Source organism: Paraburkholderia sp. EG304 (genome assembly GCF_046543485.1).
Classification (GTDB): Bacteria; Pseudomonadota; Gammaproteobacteria; order Burkholderiales; family Burkholderiaceae; genus Paraburkholderia; species Paraburkholderia youngii.
Genome location: NZ_JBKGUA010000012.1, coordinates 30,997 through 48,148 on the forward strand (window position 1 = coordinate 30,997; position 17,152 = coordinate 48,148).

Genomic DNA, 17,152 nt, shown 5'->3' on the forward strand with positions numbered 1-17,152 from the left:
TGACGCGCACCTTTCAGGAGTCTTCCGATGGACGCTGAAACGCTGTTGTCACAAAGCCAGGACATTGCCTCGAAAATCACCCGCGTGCTGCAAAAGCGCACGCAAATCGCCCAGCAGCATCTGAACCAACGGGTCACCGAAACGCTGGGCCTCGATCACGATGGCGCGCCGACTGCAAGCGCGATGCCCGCGCCATTCGATCCGCTCAGCGCATGGCAATACACGGTGGATGCCGCGCAGCGTTCGCTGCTGTTCTGGGACACGCTGTACCGGCGCGGCAACGAATTCGTCGAACGCAGCGTCAGCGGTCCGACGCCGGTGCTGCATTTCGAGTACGACATGCTGCTCGACGGGCGCACGTTCGAGCGGCCGGTCAACTATGCGCTGCTGCAACTTCGTCCGCTCGAAGGCGTGGGCGTCGACGTGCGCAAGCGCCCGTATCTGATCATCGATCCGCGCGCGGGGCACGGCCCCGGCATCGGCGGCTTCAAGGACGATTCGCAGGCGGGCATCGCGCTGCGCGCGGGCTATCCCGTCTACTTCGTGGTGTTCTTTCGCGACCCCGAACCCGGTCAAACTCTGCTCGACGTGTGCAACGCCGAGCAGCGCTTCGTGCGCAAGGTGCGCGCGCTGCATCCCGACAGTCCGAAGCCCGCGATCATCGGCAATTGCCAGGGCGGCTGGGCGGCGATGATGCTCGCCAGCTCCGACCCCGAGGAGACCGGCCCCATCGTCATCAACGGTGCGCCGATGTCGTACTGGAGCGCGGCCTGGAGCGAAGGCGAGGGCGACAACCCGATGCGCTACTCGGGCGGCATGCTGGGCGGCGCGTGGCTCGCGTCGTACGCGGCGGATCTCGGCAACGGCAAGTTCGACGGCGCGTATCTGGTGCAGAACTTCGAGAACCTGAACCCGGCCAACACGTTCTGGGACAAGTACTACCACCTGTACTCGAACGTCGATACCGAACCGCCGCGCTTTCTGGAATTCGAGCGCTGGTGGGGCAGCTACTACCTGATGAATCGCGAGGAGATCGAATGGATCACGCGCAACCTGTTCGTCGGCAACAAGCTGTGGTCGGGCGGTGTGACGAACAGCAGCGGCCAGGCGTTCGATCTGCGTGAAATCCGCTCGCCGATCGTCCTGTTCGCGTCGATGGGCGACAACATCACGCCGCCTCAACAGGCGTTCAACTGGGTCGCGGACCTGTACGGCAGCACCGAGGAGATCAAGGCGCGCGGCCAGGTGATCGTCGGTCTGACGCACCAGAACATTGGGCATCTGGGCATTTTCGTGTCCGGCAAAGTCGCGAAGAAAGAGCACAAGCAGATCGTCTCCGTGCTAGAGACCATCGAAACGTTTCCGCCGGGACTCTACGGCATGACCATCAACGAGACCCGCAATGCGGCCGGAGAGATCGAGTACGAAGTGGAATTTCATGAGCGGCGGCTCGAAGAGATTGCCGCGCGCTACAACCGCTTCGGCCGCATCGACGAAAAGCCGTTCGAAGCGGTCGCCGCGGTGTCCGATGTGAATCAGCGCATGTACGAACTGTTCGCGCAGCCGTTCGTGCAGGCGATGTCGAACGAAACGAGCGCCCGCATGCTGCGCCAGTTCCATCCGCTGCGCTGGCAGCGCTGGGCCGTTTCCGCGATGAACCCGTGGCTCGGCTGGCTGCCGGCGGCGGCGCAGTCGGTGCGTGAGAATCGTCAGCGGACCGGCGCGGATAACCCATGGAGCAAGCTCGAACGCAACGGCTCGCAAATGATCAGCGCGTCGCTCGACTATTACCGCGCGATGCGCGACGCGGCGACCGAGGCCGGCTTCTTCAGCGTGTATGCGAATCTGTATGCGACGTACCTGAGCAAGCCGGCCGCCGATGGCGCGCCCGCGCAGGCCGGCGCGATCGATCCGCGCGAGCTGCCGTTCGTACGCACCGCGTTGGAGGCGATCGGCGACGGCGGCTACACGGAGGCGCTCGCGCGCGCGGCCTTCCTGTTGTCGCGAAGGGGCGAGTCGTTGCCGCTCGCGCGCTACGAGCTGCGCAAGGAGATCGCCGAAAGCTACGCGGAGTATCTGCCGGACATCAGCAGCGATCACTGGCGGCGCATCCGGGGCGAGCAGGAAATCATCGTCAGCCTCGAACCGGACAAGGCGATTGCGACGCTGCCGAAGCTGCTTTCCCATAGCGAGGACCGGGAGCGCTTTCTGCAACTGCTCGACAAGCTGGCGAGTGACGAGCGCGTGCTGAACGGCTCGCCCGACGCCGCGCAAAAGGACGCGTTCGAACGCATCCGCGCGGTGCTGGGTTCGCGGGTGAACCGCAAGCGCGACGCCCGTTTGCCTGACCCCACGCGCATGTGAGCGAGCGGCGCGATGCGCAGCCGGACGCAAGCGTGACGCAACGGTAAGCACGGTGCCCGTAAGCCGGGCGCATCGCGCGTCGCGAATCTAACGCGTTGTACACACGAGGAATAAGCCGATGGAAAAGCACGCGAAGTATCAGCGCCTGATCGAGTTCTGCCAGACGCTGCCGGCGATGCCGACAGCGGTCGCGCACCCGTGCGACCAGAGTTCGCTGCAGGGCGCGGTCGAAGCGGCGAGCATGGGCCTGATCGAGCCGGTTCTGGTCGGGCCGCGCGTCCGTATCGAAGCGATCGCCGCCGAGCACGGCATCGACATCTCGGACTTCACGATCGTCGATGCACCGCATAGCCATGCCGCTGCCGCCGCAGCCGTGCAACTGGTGCGCGAAGGCAAGGCCGAGGCCATGATGAAGGGCAGCCTGCACACGGACGAGCTGATGGCCGAGGTGATTCGCCGTGACACCGGCCTGCGCACCGAGCGGCGCATCAGCCATTGCTTCGTGATGGACGTGCCCGCGTACGAGAACGCGCTGATCATCACCGACGCCGCGATCAACATCGCGCCGACGCTCGAAGAGAAGGTCGATATCCTGCAGAACGCGATCGATCTCGGCCACGCGCTGAAATTTGAAGAAGTCCGCGTGGCGATCCTGTCCGCGACCGAGAGCGTCAATCCGAAGATTCCATCGACGGTGGAGGCGGCGGCGCTATGCAAGATGGTGGACCGCGGGCAGATCACCGGCGGTCTCGTCGACGGTCCGCTTGCACTCGACAACGCGATCAGCCTCGAAGCCATGCGCATCAAGAACATTGAATCGCGGGTGGCGGGACGCGCCAATGTACTGGTGGTGCCGGACCTCGAAGCGGGCAACATGCTGGCGAAAAGCCTGTCGTTTTTGGCCGGCGCTGACGCGGCGGGCATCGTGCTAGGCGCGCGCGTCCCGATCATTCTGACGAGCCGCGCGGATTCGCTGTCGACGCGTCTCGCGTCGTGCGCGGTCGCCGCACTGGTGGCGAAGGCAAGGCGCGAGGCCGCCAAGGTGGTCGGGTGATGCCATGTCGGATGTGATCCTCGTATTGAACGCAGGCTCGTCGAGCCTCAAGTTCCGGGCCTTCGACGCGCAACATGCGCAACTCGAGCTGATTCTGCGCGGCCAGATCGAAGCGCTTTACACGAACCCGCGTTTTCGCGCGACCGATCGCGACGGCAATGTCAGCTCGCACGATTGGGGCGACGGCCATCGCCTCGGCCATCAGGGCGCGATCGAATATCTGGGCGGCTTCTTGCGCGAGCACGGCAGCGGCAATCAACTGAAGGCGGTCGGGCATCGTGTCGTGCATGGCGGACAGCGCTTTGTCGGCCCCGTCCTCGTGACCCCCGAGGTCATCGACCAGCTGGACAGCCTTAGCCCGCTCGCGCCGCTGCATCAGCCGCATAACCTCGCGCCGATCCGCATCCTTGCGCAACTGCGTCCCGACCTTCCACAGGTCGCGTGCTTCGACACCACGTTTCATCGCACGCAGACCGAGACCGCGCAGGCCTATGCGCTGCCCCCGTCGATTACCGACCACGGCGTGCGGCGCTACGGCTTTCACGGGCTTTCGTACGAATACATCGCGAGCGTGCTGCCGGAGATCGCACCGGACGCGGCGGCGGGGCGCACCGTGGTCGCGCATCTGGGCAACGGCGCGAGCATGTGCGGGATGGTCGCGGGCAAGAGCGTGGCCAGCACGATGGGCTTCACGGCGGTGGAAGGCCTGCCGATGGGCACGCGGTGCGGCAGCCTCGACCCCGGCGTGATTCTCTATCTGCTCGACGAGCTGAAAATGGATTCGCAGGCGATCGCGGACCTGCTTTACAAGGGCTCGGGGCTGCTCGGCCTGTCGGGCATCGGGGGCGACATGCGCGTGCTGCTCGACAGCGACGACCCGCGCGCGCGCTTTGCGATCGACGTCTACACCTACCGCATCGCGCGCGAACTCGGCAGTCTCGCCGCGGCGATGCAAGGTATCGACGCGCTGGTGCTGACGGCCGGCATCGGCGAGCACGCGGTCGAGATTCGCGAGCGCATCGTGCGCGACGCCGCGTGGCTCGGCGCCGAACTCGACGACGCGGCGAATCGGGCGAACGGGTCGCTGATCACTACACCTTCGAGCAAGCTGGCGGTGTGGGTCGTGCCCACCAACGAGGAACTGATGATTGCCCGTCATACGCGCGCGATCGCCCCATAGAGGAGTTTCACCATGTCTGTCGAGCAACCGCGTTTGATTCTCGAAGGAGCGAAGGCCCTCGTGACCGGCGTCGCCAACGAGCATTCGATTGCCTATGGATGCGCGAAGGCGTTTCGCGACCTCGGCGCGAGCGTCGCGCTCACCTATGCGAACGACAAGGCGCGCCCTTATGTGGAACCGATCGCCAAAGCGCTCGATGCCGAGATCTTCATGCCGCTCGACGTAACGGGCGAGAACGAAATGGAGGCCGTATTCGAGCGGATCGAGAAAACATGGGGGGAGCTCGACATTCTCGTTCACGCCGTTGCATGGGCGCCCAAAGCGGATCTGCAGGGCGGCTTGCTGCAATCGTCGCGCGAGGGCTTCCTGAGTGCGATCGACATCTCCTGCCATTCGTTCGTGCGGATGGCGCGCCTCGCCGCGCCGCTGATGAAAGACGGCGGCACCATGCTGACGATGAGCTACTACGGCGCGAACAAGGTGGTGCCGAACTACAACCTGATGGGCCCGGTCAAAGCGGCGCTCGAAGCCTGCGCGCGCTATCTGGCGTTCGAGCTCGGACCGAGAGGTATCCGCGTGCACGCGATTTCTCCCGGACCGCTGCAGACTCGCGCTGCTTCGGGCCTGAAGGATTTCGAGCTGCTGCTCAACGAAGCGGTGCAGCGCGCGCCGCTCGGCGAACTGGTCGACATCATGGACGTCGGCTATACCTGTGCGTTTCTGGCCACGCCGTATGCGCGGCGCGTGTCCGGTTCCACCTTGTATATCGACGGCGGATTGAACATCGTTGCTTAGGGTCTGGAGGAGTAAGCATCATGGCTGAACTGTTTCTTGGAAACGTCGAGGAAAGCGTCTCCGACGAAGAGATCGGCGAGTTCCTGATTCGCTACGGATTCCCGCGCTTCAGCTCGATCCAGCGGGTGCCCGGCACGGGTTCGCGTCCGGGTGCGGTGGTCGTCTTCGACGACGTGCCCACGGACGGGCTGCGCATATTGCAAAGCCGCGTGCATAACCTGTTCTGGAAGAACCACACGATCGTCGCGCAGTTGCTGCCGGAGCGCGACGAGTCGTAACGGGCGACGGGAGCCGGAGATGGGTCTGTTGTCGTGGCTGACGAAGCGCAGCGCTGCCCAGGAGAGCGACGATCAGCAGGCGAACGAAATCGTCGAGCGGATCGTCGGGCTCTGTCCGTCGTTGCGGCTCGCGCGCAACTATGCGTCGCGCCTGCGTCCCGCCGCGCAACACACGCTCGCCTATCTGGACCGGCTCGCCGATGAGGTGCCGCCCGCGCGCGAAGCGAGCGCGGCGGCGTGGGCGACCGACCCGTACATCCACGCCTTTTTCGCCACACCCGACGACGTCTGCCCGGTCTTCAACCGCTCCCACGAGCTGAATCAGTTCTTCAACGACCATCCCGTTGCGGATCCGGTATTCGCGGTGCTCGGCATGGCCTTCGACGAGCGGCGCGTTTTCGGCGTCGGCCAGCAAGGCGAGACGACTCAGACCGACCTCGCGCAGACGACCCTCAACTTCAGCGATCACCAGGTGCGCGTATGCGGCGAGTCCGAAGCCGCGTTGCGGCGTGAAATCGTGTTGCGGATCGTCGATCAGCTCGTGCTCGAGGGCCTAGCCAAGATCGAGGCCGAGACCTCGCGGCAGGACGAATTGCAACGCGAAAAGGCGCTGCTGAAAACGCGTCTGACGATTCTCGAACGGCAAGGGGCGGGCGTGCGCTCGTTGCTGGGCAGCGACGCGTCGTCGAACTACGCGGAGGTGGCGAAGCTGCAGGCACAGATCGAAGAGAACGATCAGGCGCTGGCTGAGTTGGGCCTGAAGACCGAGGCGCTGGAGCGGCATCTCGACGTGATGTGCGGCGTACTGCGGGCGCCGGATGCGCATTTCTACGTGCGCAAGAGCAAATACCGGCTCGACCGGATGAACGTCGTCGTGGAAGACGGCGATACGCGGCCCGCGCACGAAATCGAGTTTCGCCTTGCGCATCTACCGGCAAGCCCCAATGCGATGCGGGTGTTCTCGACGGTGCGTTTCCGACGCGCTGATTTTTCGCCGCCCCTCAGCGACCTCGCGCAAGCGCACCGCCTGATCTGACGCGAGCGATGCCCGCTATTTGCCGGCGACCGGCTCCACGGCGATGGCCACGGCCTCGGTATAGACCGCCTGCATCTGGTCGCCTTTCTTGATCCGCTTCAGTTGTTCAGGGTCCTGCACGACCAGATCCACCATGTTTCCTTGCGGGCCTTTCAGCGTGACCACGCCGCTCTGGCGATCGACCGCGATCACGTTAGCCATGATCGTGACCTGGCGTGAGGCGGAGCCGCCGGGTTTCGCGCCCGCCGGTGCGCGATCGAGCGTCTGCGTTTCGTTCGCCGTCAGCGGGGCGTTGCCTTTTTTCAGCATGAGGGTCAGCGCCTGCGAATACTCGGCCTTGACCACGTCGCCGACCTTGATCTGATCGAAATTGCGCGCTTCCTCGCCGACCACGACCTGCACGACCTTGCCCTTCGGGTCCTTGAGCAGGACGGTGCGCGTTTCCGGCTCGATGCCGACGACCGTCGAAGTGGTTTTGACCGTGCCCGACACGGTGACTCTGCCGGGCTCGCTCTTGACCGTGACCGGTGTCTCCGTCTGAGCGAACCCCGTATTCGCGACGCACACGAGCGCCGCCGCGATGATCAATTTGCGGTTAATCATTCTGTTCCCCTTGTGTGGTCAATTGACGGTGTAACCCCGGCCCGACATGCATGCGGCGAAAGCGCGATTGAACGTGTCCATCGCGCCCTGCGTTTGCGCCTGCGAATTTGCCGCGGCCGCGCGCCGGTTCTGCCGCGCGCGCGATCCGCCGACCATCGTGCCGGTCGCGGCGCCGATCGCCGCGCCCTTGCCGGCATCGCCCGCAATCGCGCCGATGATCGCGCCGCCGGCCGCGCCGCGCGCGGCGCCCTGCACGCGCTCGCCGCCTCCCACCGCGGGGCCGGAAGGCGGAGGCGGGGCGTTGGCGACCTGGGTCGGATCGATGCCGGTGTTGTTCTTTGCCCACCCATAGCAGGCCCCTTCGTCCTGCTGTTGTTGCTGCGGGCTTTGCCCTCTGGCCGGATACGCTATCGGCCTCGATTGCGCGATGCCTTCCAGCGATAGCGACGCCGTCAACGCGGCAATCAAGGCATATTTCGTCGATTTGTTCACGACAGCTCCTTGCGTGGGCACACGCGGGTGCGAGTCGCCGGCTGCCTGTTGGTTCAGGCGTGAGGGCGCAACCGGCACCCGTGAATGGGAATTCTGATGGGACCGGTTGCCGCGCGATGGATGCGCAGCAATGGCAGGTTCGCTTTCATCATGCTGTCGCGGGCCTGTCGCGCGCAATCGGACCAAGGTCGTATTTGCAAGATCGCTTGTGATTTCCAAACTGTATTCATGCAACAGGTGCAGGTCGTTTCCATTGCTTCGGAGAACTGTCTGTCAAAGATTATGGCCGTGGACTGCCGCGTAGCGATGCAGCCCGAGGCCGCTGACGAAGCGCAAGGGGAAGCATCGATGGACCGCGATTCGCGTGCGCATGCACGCACCATCCCGTTTGCAACGGCGCTCGACGACGAGCCGGGGCGCGCGCGACGCGTCAGCCATGTGCTGGGCGCCGCGCTTCTGGCGTGCTGCGGCGCGTTTTCCACTACGGTGTCGCTGGCGCAGGCGCCGGCCGCGAACGCCCCCGCGAACGCGGTCAACGCGCCCATTCCCGCGGCGACGCTCGACAAGCTCGTCGGGCCGATCGCGCTGTATCCGGACGACCTGATCGCGATCATCCTGCCTGCGTCCACCTATCCGGTGGAAATCGTGCAGGCGGACCGGTTTCTCGACCAGTACAAGAACAACAAGTCGCTGAAACTCAATGACGCGTGGCACGATCCGGTGAAGGCGCTGCTGAATTACCCCGACATCGTCAAGAACATGAGCACCGATCTCGACTGGACGATCGATCTCGGCGAAGCCGTCGTCGCCGATCAGGGCTCGGTGCTCGAAGCGATTCAGCGCTTCCGGCGGCAAACGCAATCGGCGGGGCATCTGAAATCCGACGACAAGCAGGTCGTGGTCGTCGAGAAGGAAGTGATCAAGATCCAGCCGGCCGATCCGCAGGTGATCTACGTGCCGCAGTACAACCCGCAGACCGTCGTGGTGGCCAGTGCACCCGTGACCTACGCGTATGCGCCCACGCCATATCCGGCCTACTACTATCCGTACGCGCCCGGCGCCGCGCTCGCGACGGGGCTGATCTGGGGGGCGGCGATTACCGCCGCCTGGAACGGCGGGCACTATGAAACGCATTACGGGGGCGGCGGCAACAACAACATCAACATCAACCGCGAAAGAAACGTCGATCGCGGCGATAGAACTGTTAACCGGGGCGACAGGAACGTCGAGCGCGGCAATATCAACAGCGGCAATGTCAACACCGGCGACATCAACCGCGGCGGTGGTCGCGGGCAGGGAGGCGGTACCTCCGCGTGGACCCCGGACAAGAAGCCGGGCCAGGTCAGCGGTATCTCGGATCGCTCGGCGCGCACCCAGCGGGTCGGCGATCCGCCGTCGCGCGGCGGCGGCGCGGGCGGTGGATTGGCAGGCGGCAACCGCGGTGGAGCGGGCGGCGTTGCCGGTGCGAACTTTGCCGGCGGCGGTGCCGGTGCCGGCGGCGGTGCCGGAGCCAACTTCTCCGGTGGCGGCGCTGGCGCGCAAGGGCGGCCGCAGCCGTCCCAGCGTCCGACCGCGTCGACGGGCGCACGCGGCGGCGATGCGTTCAGCGGCTACGGCTCGGCGCGCGACGCGCAAGCCAATAGCGCGCGCGGCGCGGCGAGCCGCCAGTCGGCGGCGCGTGGCGGCGGAGGCGGATACGCCGGTGGCGGTGGATTCGGCGGCGGTGGCGGCGGCGGATTTTCGGGCGGCGGGCGTGGTGGTGGCGGATTCTCGCCGCGGGCCGGTGGTGGCGGCCGCGGCGGCGGACGGCGATAAGGAGCAGCCATGAGCGGGCAGAGCATCACCGGAAAGCGCGCACGCGACGTTTCGCGGCGACGCGTGGCCTCATCGCGGCGGCTGTGCGCGATGGTGCTCGCGCTGTCGGTTCCGTTCGCGGCGTTCGCCGCAGGGCAGCGCACTTTCGCCACCCCGGAAGACGCAGTCGCCGCGCTGTCCAGCGCACTGAAGACCGACGACGAAGCGTCGCTCGTCGCGATCTTCGGCGAAACGCACAAGAGCCTCGTGGTCTCGCCGGATCAGGCGGAGAACGAGGCGAACTGGGCCAAGGCGAGCAAGGAGCTCGACGCCTATCACGTGCTCGACGACAGGGGACCGAACCGGCGGATTCTGCTGGTCGGCGACGAGGCGTGGCCGATGCCGATACCCATCGTCAAGGAGGGCGGCAGCTGGCGCTTCGCGACCGAAGAGGGCGAAGAAGAACTGATCAATCGACGGATCGGCTCCAACGAACTCGAAGCGATCAGGGTGCTGGAGGCTTATCTCGACGCGCAGCGCCAATATGCGTCGCGCGACCGGAACCACGACGGCCTGCACGAATACGCGCAGAAGCTGGCCAGCACGCCGGGCAAGCAGGACGGTCTCTACTGGCATACCGACGAAAACAGCGACGAAGAGGAGAGTCCGTTCGGCCCGCTCGTCGCGGCCAGCTCCGAATACCTGAAAGGCCACGCGGCGGGCGATCCTTACCGGGGCTACCAGTTCCACATCCTGACGCGGCAGGGCAAGAACGCGCCGGGCGGCGCGTTCAGCTACGTGATCAACGGCCACATGATCGCGGGGTTCGCGATGGTCGCTTATCCGGCGCAGTACGGCAAGAGCGGCGTGATGACCTTCGTGGTCAGCAACAATGGCGTGATCTACCAGAAGGACCGTGGCCCGCATGCGCCGCCGGTGACCGAATTCAACCCGGATCACACGTGGCAGCGCGTCAAGGGTTCGCTCTGATCCGCTCAGGGTCGGCGGTGGCCATGCCGGCGCCGCGCACCCGTGCTTCCGTCGGCTCCGCTTCCGTACTCGAGGCGCTACGTTGAACCACCCACCCAGCGTCACCGGCCTCGCGTCAGCCACGCCACCCGCGCGCGGGTGGCGCTCCGCGTTTCCTCCCGCGCAATGGCTGCGAAGCTATCAGCCGCGCTGGCTCGCGAAAGACGCGGTCGCCGGCGTGACGCTCGCGGCTTATGGCATTCCGGTATCGCTCGCGTATGCGTCGCTCGCCGGCTTGCCGCCGCAATACGGCATCTACGGCTATCTGGTCGGCGGCCTTTGTTACGCGCTGTTCGGTTCGTCGCGCCAGCTCGCGGTCGGCCCGACCTCGGCGATCTCGATGCTGGTCGGCGTGACGGTCGCGACGATGGCCGACGGCGATCCGGCGCGCTGGGCGTCGATCGCGGCGCTCACGTCGGTGCTGATCGCGTGCATGTGCGTGATCGGCTGGCTCCTGCGCCTGAGTTCGCTCGTCAGCTTCATCAGCGAGACGATCCTGCTCGGCTTCAAGGCGGGCGCCGCGCTGACGATCGCGATGACCCAGTTGCCGAAGCTGTTCGGCGTAAAAGGCGGCGGCGAATTTTTCTTCGAACGGATCGCCGTGCTGTGGGGGCAGCTTCCGCTGACCAACGTCAGCGTGTTCGCCTTCGGCCTCGTTTGCATCGCGTTGCTGCTGCTCGGCGAGAAGTTTCTGCCGGGGCGTCCGGTGGCGCTCGCCGTGGTCGCTGCGTCGATCGTCGCGTTGTCCGTCACGTCGCTGGGCAGCCGCGGCTTTACGCTGGTTGGCGCGCTCCCTCAGGGCTTGCCTGAATTCCGTCTGCCGGGGCTGCGGATCAGCGATGTCGACGGCATCATCCCGCTCTCGTTTGCGTGCCTGTTGCTCGCCTATGTCGAGAGCGTTTCGGCCGCGCGCGCGCTCGCGCAGGCACATGGCGACGAGATCGACGCCCGCCAGGAATTGCTCGGTCTCGGCGCGGCCAATCTGGCGGCGGGATTGTTCCAGGCGTTTCCGGTCGCGGGCGGGCTGTCGCAATCGTCGGTGAACGACAAGGCCGGCGCGAAAAGCCCGCTGGCGCTGGTCTTCGCGTCGCTGGCGATCGGCTTCTGTCTGATGTTCCTCACCGGACTGCTCGCGAATCTGCCCAACGTCGTGCTGGCGGCGATCGTGCTCGTGGCCGTGAAAGGCCTCGTCGATGTCCGCGAATTGCGTCATATGTGGCGCGTGAGCCGCTTCGAATTCGCGATTTCGATGGTGGCGTTCGCGGCGGTGCTGCTGTTGGGCATCCTGAAGGGCGTGATCGTCGCGGTGCTGGTGTCGATGCTGCTGATCATCCGCCGCGCCGCGCATCCGCATGTCGCGATGCTCGGCCGTATTCCAGGCACGCGCTATTTCTCCGATCTCGAACGTCATGCCGAGAACGAGACGATTGCGCATGTGCTGGCGGTGCGGGTCGAGGCGTCGCTGCTCTACTTCAACGTCGAACACGTGCGCGAGACGATCTGGCGCATGATCCGCGCCGCGCCCGAGCCGGTGCGGCTCGTGATCTGCGATCTGTCGGCGTCACCGGTCGTCGATCTGGCGGGCGCGCGCATGCTCAAGGCGATGCACGTCGCGCTGCAGGCGGCGGGCACGGAGATGAAGATCGTCGGCGCTCACGCGGACGTGCGCGACTTGTTGCGCGCGGAGGGGCTCGAGGTTCGTGTCGGCCACATCAGCCGGCGCGGCTCGGTGGCCGACCTCGTCGACGCATTCCAGCAAAACGGCGATTTCGCGGACGAAGCGGGTCGCGGATGATTTCGAGGAGAAAACCAAATGTCACGTCAATTGCTTCCCGGCGCGTGCGCGCTCGCACACGACGCCGTCCACAGCCTCACGATCACACAGTGGCTGACGGCGGCGGCGCTGCTCGCCAGCCCCGTCTTGTGCCATGCAGCGAACCTGAACTTTCTGAAGGACACGCCCGTCACCTACATGCACGAAGCCGACCGTAAAGCGCTCAACGATGCGGCGCAAAAGGCGCTCGATACGAAAAAGGATGGCGAATCGTACGAGTGGAGCAATGCCGGCACCGGCAATTCCGTTTCGATCAAGGGCACGGTGACGCCGCAGGATACGACGAAGGACGGCGATCGAACCTGCCGGACCGCGACGCTGACCGCGATTGCGAAAGGACAGACGCAAACCTGGACGCCGATCGTCTGCAAGACCGGCGATGGGCCGTGGAAGGTACTCAAGAGATAAGCACCTGCGCGTCGCTCGATACGAACCATTTGCGCTGTTGATGCATAATTTGCCCAGCGTTTCGCGGCTCATGCACAAGGCAGACACATGGAACACTCTTACGCTAACGACGATACCGGCAATCTGATCCTGCTCGAACACGTCAACCTGAAAATCCCCAACCAGATTCTCGCGACCGCCTTCTACGTCACCGGCCTCGGGCTCACGCGCGATCCGTTCGTGATGACCGGGGTCGAGAATATGTGGATCAACATCGGCCGCTCGCAGATTCACTTGCCGCACGGGGCGGCGCAACGTTTGCGCGGCAGTGTCGGACTCGTGGTGGGCGAGCTCGACGCGCTGGTGAAGCGTTTGCGTTCGGTCGAGCCGCTGCTCGCCGGCACCGGGTTCGGCTGGACGGAGCGCGCGGGCAGTGTCGAAGTGACGTGTCCATGGGGCAACCGCTACGAGTGCCTCGATCCCGTCAATCGATCCGCGTCGGCTCCGTGGTCGCAAATCGATCTGGGCATCGCGTTCGTGAAGATGGATGTGCCGGTCGGCAGCGCGTTGCCTATCGCGCGCTTTTACCGCGATATGTTCGATGCGCCCGTCGACATCGAAGAGAAGCATGGCTTGCACCGCGCGATCATCGACATCGGCACGCATCAGCAACTGCTGTATGCGGAAACGACCGGGCCCGTTCCTGAATACGACGGACACCACATCGCCATTTACACGGCGGCTTTTTCGGAGCCGTTCAGAAGGCTCGCCGAAAAAGGCCTCGTATATGGAGAGGAGCCGCATCAATACCGGTTTGCCGACCTCGTCGATCTGGCGTCCGGAGAGCGTTGCTTCAGGCTCGAGCACGAAGTGCGCAGCCTGCATCACCCGCTTTACGCGCGACCTTTGGTAAACCGCAATCCCGAACAGACCAACCGGAACTATCTGCAAGGGGCCGATTGGCGCGACGGGCGGTTCTGATCAGCTCCATGAGCGGTCTATTCAGTGGAAAAACTCATGAGCGTGTTCGACGAAGAGAAGATCGACTGCCACTGCCACGTGTTCGATCCGACGCGCTTTCCGTACCGGGACGACACCGCTTACCGGCCAGCGCAGCAGGAGGTCGGCACCGCCGCGCAGTTCGTGCGCGTAATGGATGCGTATGGCGTGCGCCACGCGCTGCTGGTCGGCCCGACGAGCGGCTATCGCACCGACAACCGCTGCCTGCTCGATGCGCTCGAAACATACGACGCACGTTTGCGCGGTATTGCGGTGGTCGATAACGACATCGGCCGCGGCGAGCTCGCCGCGTTACGGCTGGCAGGGGTGGTCGGCGTCGCGTTCAATCCGGCGATGGAGGGCATCGACCTGGTGCTCGAAGCGGGCGCGCTATTCGGCATGCTGGCCGACCTCGGCATGGTCGCGCAGATCCAGGCCGCGGGCGACCAGATGACGGCGCTCGGCCCCTGGCTCGCGCGGCAGCCGGCCGCGATCGTCGTCGATCACTGCGGGCGCATGTTCGAGACGGTCGTGCCCGACGCGAAACTGCGGCGGCAGATCCAGTGGGAAACGCCACGCCGGCTGTTCGGTTTCGACGCTTAGTCCGCTCGCCGCAACGTAGGTGAAAACGATGACCAGCGCGACAGTGACTGGCGACAACGGTGCGCGTCAATCGCTTGCTACTCCTTAACGCTTTATTCTAGAAAATCCACAACACATCGCCTACCCTTAATCGAGCCGGTTTGCCGCGGACCTGTGCATCACTTCTCCCCTCTGCGAAGCCGACCCGTCCTGACAAAGCTAAACAACGATTCGAAGCCGTACGCTTTCGTTGTCTGCGAGGGTTGCGCCATCGTGTTCTTTCACGCTGTCGTCCGCGTGGATCCATGTCGCGCTCCTGCGCTGCAATTCATAGGGATATAAAAAGCTAGGAGACGCTCATGCCATTCAACCGTATTCAGGGAATTGTCGGCCTGCCACTGCTCGCCATCGCGTTCGGCTTGCCCGCGGCTCATGCCGCCGACGAAGTACAGAACAGCACGACCACCACCGCCGCGCCGGTGCCCTCGACGCTTCAGCCCGTCACCCAGGATCAGCTCGATCGCGCCGGCAGCATGACGGCGGTCTGGCTGCATTCGAACGGCTCGTATGCGCAGACCCGCTATTACCCGGGCTCGCAGATCAACAGGACGAACGTCGCGAAGCTCAAACCGGTGTTCATCTTCCAGACGGCCGTCAACGAATCGATGGAAACGGCGCCGATCGTGAAGGACGGCGTAATGTTCCTGACCACGTCGTTCAATCACGTGTACGCGATCGATGCGAAGACGGGCAAGGAGTATTGGCATTACAAGCACAAGATGGGTCCGGTCACGACGTTCTGTTGCGGGCCCAACAACCGTGGCGTCGCGATTTCGGGTGACCGGCTCTATATGGGCACGCTCGACTCCAAGCTCGTCGCGCTCGACGCCAAAACCGGCAACGTGCTGTGGCAAACCCAGATCGCCGATCCCGACCAGGGCTACTCGGAAACGATGGCGCCGGCGGTCGTCGACGGCAAGGTGCTGATTGGCACGAACGGCGGCGAGTACGGCATTCGCGGCTTCGTGAAGGCGTACGACGCGAATTCCGGACAGTTGCTGTGGACTTTCTACACGATTCCCGAAACCGGCCAGGAAGGCGTGTGGGCAACCAAGGACGCGACCGGCCGCGACGAGAAGCGCGACATAGACGCAGAGAAGAAGCAGCTGGCCGACAAGGGCGGCGACTTCTACAAGACGCTCGGCGGCGGCGTGTGGATGACGCCGGCGATCGACCGGAAAACGAACACGGTGTACTTCATGGTCGGCAATCCGTCGCCGGACCTGTACGGTGCGATCCGGCCGGGAGACAACCTCTATACGGACTCGCTCGTCGCGATCGATCTCGACACCGGCAAGTACAAATGGCATTACCAGTATGTGCCGCACGACGTGTGGGACCTCGACGCGGTGAGCCCGCCGGTGCTGATCGACGTGCGCGACAACGACGGCAAGATGATCCCCGGCATCGTGCATGCGGGCAAGACCGGTCACGTGTACGTGCATGATCGTGCGACCGGCCGTCTGATCCGCTTCTCGCAGGCGATGATTCCGCAGGAAAACATGTGGACCCTGCCGACCGCGTCCGGCGCGCGCATGTTGCCGGGCGCAAACGGCGGCGTCGAGTGGTCGCCGATCGCGTTCGATCCGCAGACGCGTCTTGTCTACGCGGCCAACTTGCATCAGCCGATGACGTACCAGGTCGAGGACGCCGCCTATCCGGGCGGCAGCAAGCTGTGGCTCGGCGGCGCGTTCAAGGTGATCCCGTCCGAGGCGCAATGGGGCAAGCTGTCGGCCGTCAACGTCGACACCGGCAAGATCGCGTGGGACTACAAGACCGACCAGCCGCTGATCGGCGGCGTACTCGCGACGGCGGGCGGCCTCGTGTTCAACGGCGAGGGCAACGGCCTGTTCCGCGCGTTCGATGCCGCGAACGGCAAGAAGCTGTGGGAGTTCCAGTGCGGCGCGGGCGTCAACGCACCGGCCGTGTCGTACACGCTCGACGGCAAGCAATACGTGGCGGTCGCGGCGGGCGGCAATACGCAGCTCGACTACAAGCGCGGCAATAGCGTCATCGTGTTCGCGGTGCCATGAGGGGGCCGGCGCCGCGGGGAGCGCCGGGTGGGGCGCGCGCCGCATCGGTGGCGCTGCTGTGCGGCGGATTGATCGCCGCATGGCTGCCGTCGGGCGCGCGCGCCGACGCCGAGGCGGGCAAGGCGAAAGCGCAGGTGTGCGTGGCTTGTCACGGGCCGATGGGCAATTCGACTAATCCGGACTATCCGATTCTGGCCGGCCAAACCGCGCGCTATATATATCTGGAACTGAAGGACTTCAAGCAGGGACGGCGCAGCGATCCGCGCATGTCGCCGATGGCGGCGAACCTGTCGGCCGAGGACATGCAGGACCTCGCCGACTACTTCGCCGCGCAGAAGCCCATATCGGTGCCGTTCAAATCGGATGGCGCCAGCATAGAAGCGGGCAGCAGGAAGGCCGCCGAGGTGTTGTGCACGATGTGCCACCTGGGCGGCTTTTCCGGGCAGAACGAGATTCCGCGCGTCGCGGGCCAGCATTATCAGTACATCGTCAAGCAGTTGCAGGACTTCCGCTCGCACACGCGCACCAACGATGCAGGCAACATGACGAGCGTGACGCGTAATCTGACCGACGACGACATCCATCATCTGGCCGCCTATATCAACAATCTGCAGTAGCACCGGGGGAGACAC

Annotated in this window: 16 protein-coding genes; 14 read left to right on the forward strand and 2 right to left on the reverse strand. The window is 64.9% G+C overall.

The annotated features are described in order from the left end of the window. Window positions 1-27 precede the first annotated feature (27 nt). From ACLFKU_RS16455 to ACLFKU_RS16480, 6 genes are all read left to right on the forward strand, one after another. Window positions 28-2,364, forward strand: coding sequence for a DUF3141 domain-containing protein (locus ACLFKU_RS16455; RefSeq protein ID WP_410849760.1), 2,337 nt, complete (start codon window positions 28-30; stop codon window positions 2,362-2,364). A gap of 118 nt (window positions 2,365-2,482) precedes the next feature. After that, complete coding sequence (locus ACLFKU_RS16460) at window positions 2,483-3,418, forward strand: phosphate acetyltransferase (RefSeq protein ID WP_368581993.1); 936 nt, start codon at window positions 2,483-2,485, stop codon at window positions 3,416-3,418. Between the two features lie 4 nt (window positions 3,419-3,422). After that, window positions 3,423-4,598, forward strand: a complete 1,176-nt coding sequence (locus ACLFKU_RS16465) for an acetate/propionate family kinase (RefSeq protein WP_410849761.1) — start codon at window positions 3,423-3,425, stop codon at window positions 4,596-4,598. Window positions 4,599-4,610: 12 nt separating this feature from the next. Continuing rightward, complete coding sequence (gene fabI, locus ACLFKU_RS16470) at window positions 4,611-5,393, forward strand: enoyl-ACP reductase FabI (RefSeq protein WP_368581991.1); 783 nt, start codon at window positions 4,611-4,613, stop codon at window positions 5,391-5,393. Between the two features lie 20 nt (window positions 5,394-5,413). Then, on the forward strand, window positions 5,414-5,671 hold the full coding sequence (locus tag ACLFKU_RS16475; RefSeq protein WP_176107432.1) for an RNA-binding protein: 258 nt from the start codon (window positions 5,414-5,416) through the stop codon (window positions 5,669-5,671). 19 nt (window positions 5,672-5,690) lie between these two features. Next, window positions 5,691-6,707: a hypothetical protein gene (locus ACLFKU_RS16480; RefSeq protein ID WP_368581990.1), complete on the forward strand. Its 1,017-nt coding sequence runs from the start codon at window positions 5,691-5,693 to the stop codon at window positions 6,705-6,707. 15 nt (window positions 6,708-6,722) lie between these two features. Here the strand turns inward: ACLFKU_RS16480 and ACLFKU_RS16485 are convergent, their stop codons facing one another. Beyond that, entirely contained in the window at window positions 6,723-7,310 is a 588-nt protein-coding gene (locus tag ACLFKU_RS16485; RefSeq protein WP_410849762.1) for a hypothetical protein, read from the reverse strand. A gap of 18 nt (window positions 7,311-7,328) precedes the next feature. Continuing rightward, window positions 7,329-7,802: a glycine zipper family protein gene (locus tag ACLFKU_RS16490; RefSeq protein ID WP_368581988.1), complete on the reverse strand. Its 474-nt coding sequence runs from the start codon at window positions 7,800-7,802 to the stop codon at window positions 7,329-7,331. A 282-nt stretch (window positions 7,803-8,084) separates the two neighbouring features. On the opposite strand from ACLFKU_RS16490, the gene ACLFKU_RS16495 reads away from it, so the two are divergent. The 8 genes from ACLFKU_RS16495 to ACLFKU_RS16530 all read left to right on the forward strand — a co-directional run bounded on the left by ACLFKU_RS16495 (window position 8,085) and on the right by ACLFKU_RS16530 (window position 17,137). Then, window positions 8,085-9,617, forward strand: a complete 1,533-nt coding sequence (locus tag ACLFKU_RS16495; RefSeq protein WP_410849863.1) for a DUF3300 domain-containing protein — start codon at window positions 8,085-8,087, stop codon at window positions 9,615-9,617. 9 nt (window positions 9,618-9,626) lie between these two features. Continuing rightward, window positions 9,627-10,586 (forward strand): DUF2950 domain-containing protein, encoded by a 960-nt coding sequence (locus ACLFKU_RS16500; RefSeq protein ID WP_368581986.1) that lies wholly within the window; start codon window positions 9,627-9,629, stop codon window positions 10,584-10,586. A gap of 82 nt (window positions 10,587-10,668) precedes the next feature. Then, entirely contained in the window at window positions 10,669-12,420 is a 1,752-nt protein-coding gene (locus ACLFKU_RS16505; protein ID WP_368581985.1) for a SulP family inorganic anion transporter, read from the forward strand. A gap of 18 nt (window positions 12,421-12,438) precedes the next feature. Further along, window positions 12,439-12,867, forward strand: coding sequence for an RT0821/Lpp0805 family surface protein (locus tag ACLFKU_RS16510; protein WP_368581984.1), 429 nt, complete (start codon window positions 12,439-12,441; stop codon window positions 12,865-12,867). An 87-nt stretch (window positions 12,868-12,954) separates the two neighbouring features. Beyond that, window positions 12,955-13,827: a VOC family protein gene (locus ACLFKU_RS16515; RefSeq protein WP_410849763.1), complete on the forward strand. Its 873-nt coding sequence runs from the start codon at window positions 12,955-12,957 to the stop codon at window positions 13,825-13,827. A 36-nt stretch (window positions 13,828-13,863) separates the two neighbouring features. Beyond that, on the forward strand, window positions 13,864-14,448 hold the full coding sequence (locus tag ACLFKU_RS16520) for an amidohydrolase family protein (RefSeq protein WP_410849764.1): 585 nt from the start codon (window positions 13,864-13,866) through the stop codon (window positions 14,446-14,448). 338 nt (window positions 14,449-14,786) lie between these two features. Continuing rightward, window positions 14,787-16,520 (forward strand): pyrroloquinoline quinone-dependent dehydrogenase, encoded by a 1,734-nt coding sequence (locus ACLFKU_RS16525; protein WP_410849765.1) that lies wholly within the window; start codon window positions 14,787-14,789, stop codon window positions 16,518-16,520. Further along, window positions 16,517-17,137, forward strand: coding sequence for a c-type cytochrome (locus tag ACLFKU_RS16530; protein ID WP_410849766.1), 621 nt, complete (start codon window positions 16,517-16,519; stop codon window positions 17,135-17,137). The genes ACLFKU_RS16525 and ACLFKU_RS16530 overlap by 4 nt, the downstream gene beginning before the upstream one ends. Window positions 17,138-17,152 lie beyond the last annotated feature (15 nt).

Bases quoted from the DNA above. Each gene is read 5' to 3' on its own strand.
- ACLFKU_RS16455 (WP_410849760.1), top strand. From the start codon at position 28: ATGGACGCTGAAACGCTGTTGTCACAAAGCCAGGACATTGCCTCGAAA.
- ACLFKU_RS16460 (WP_368581993.1), top strand. From the start codon at position 2,483: ATGGAAAAGCACGCGAAGTATCAGCGCCTGATCGAGTTCTGCCAGACG.
- ACLFKU_RS16465 (WP_410849761.1), top strand. From the start codon at position 3,423: ATGTCGGATGTGATCCTCGTATTGAACGCAGGCTCGTCGAGCCTCAAG.
- fabI (WP_368581991.1), top strand. From the start codon at position 4,611: ATGTCTGTCGAGCAACCGCGTTTGATTCTCGAAGGAGCGAAGGCCCTC.
- ACLFKU_RS16475 (WP_176107432.1), top strand. From the start codon at position 5,414: ATGGCTGAACTGTTTCTTGGAAACGTCGAGGAAAGCGTCTCCGACGAA.
- ACLFKU_RS16480 (WP_368581990.1), top strand. From the start codon at position 5,691: ATGGGTCTGTTGTCGTGGCTGACGAAGCGCAGCGCTGCCCAGGAGAGC.
- ACLFKU_RS16485 (WP_410849762.1), bottom strand. From the start codon at position 7,310: ATGATTAACCGCAAATTGATCATCGCGGCGGCGCTCGTGTGCGTCGCG.
- ACLFKU_RS16495 (WP_410849863.1), top strand. From the start codon at position 8,085: ATGGCCGTGGACTGCCGCGTAGCGATGCAGCCCGAGGCCGCTGACGAA.
- ACLFKU_RS16500 (WP_368581986.1), top strand. From the start codon at position 9,627: ATGAGCGGGCAGAGCATCACCGGAAAGCGCGCACGCGACGTTTCGCGG.
- ACLFKU_RS16510 (WP_368581984.1), top strand. From the start codon at position 12,439: ATGTCACGTCAATTGCTTCCCGGCGCGTGCGCGCTCGCACACGACGCC.
- ACLFKU_RS16515 (WP_410849763.1), top strand. From the start codon at position 12,955: ATGGAACACTCTTACGCTAACGACGATACCGGCAATCTGATCCTGCTC.
- ACLFKU_RS16520 (WP_410849764.1), top strand. From the start codon at position 13,864: ATGAGCGTGTTCGACGAAGAGAAGATCGACTGCCACTGCCACGTGTTC.
- ACLFKU_RS16525 (WP_410849765.1), top strand. From the start codon at position 14,787: ATGCCATTCAACCGTATTCAGGGAATTGTCGGCCTGCCACTGCTCGCC.
- ACLFKU_RS16530 (WP_410849766.1), top strand. From the start codon at position 16,517: ATGAGGGGGCCGGCGCCGCGGGGAGCGCCGGGTGGGGCGCGCGCCGCA.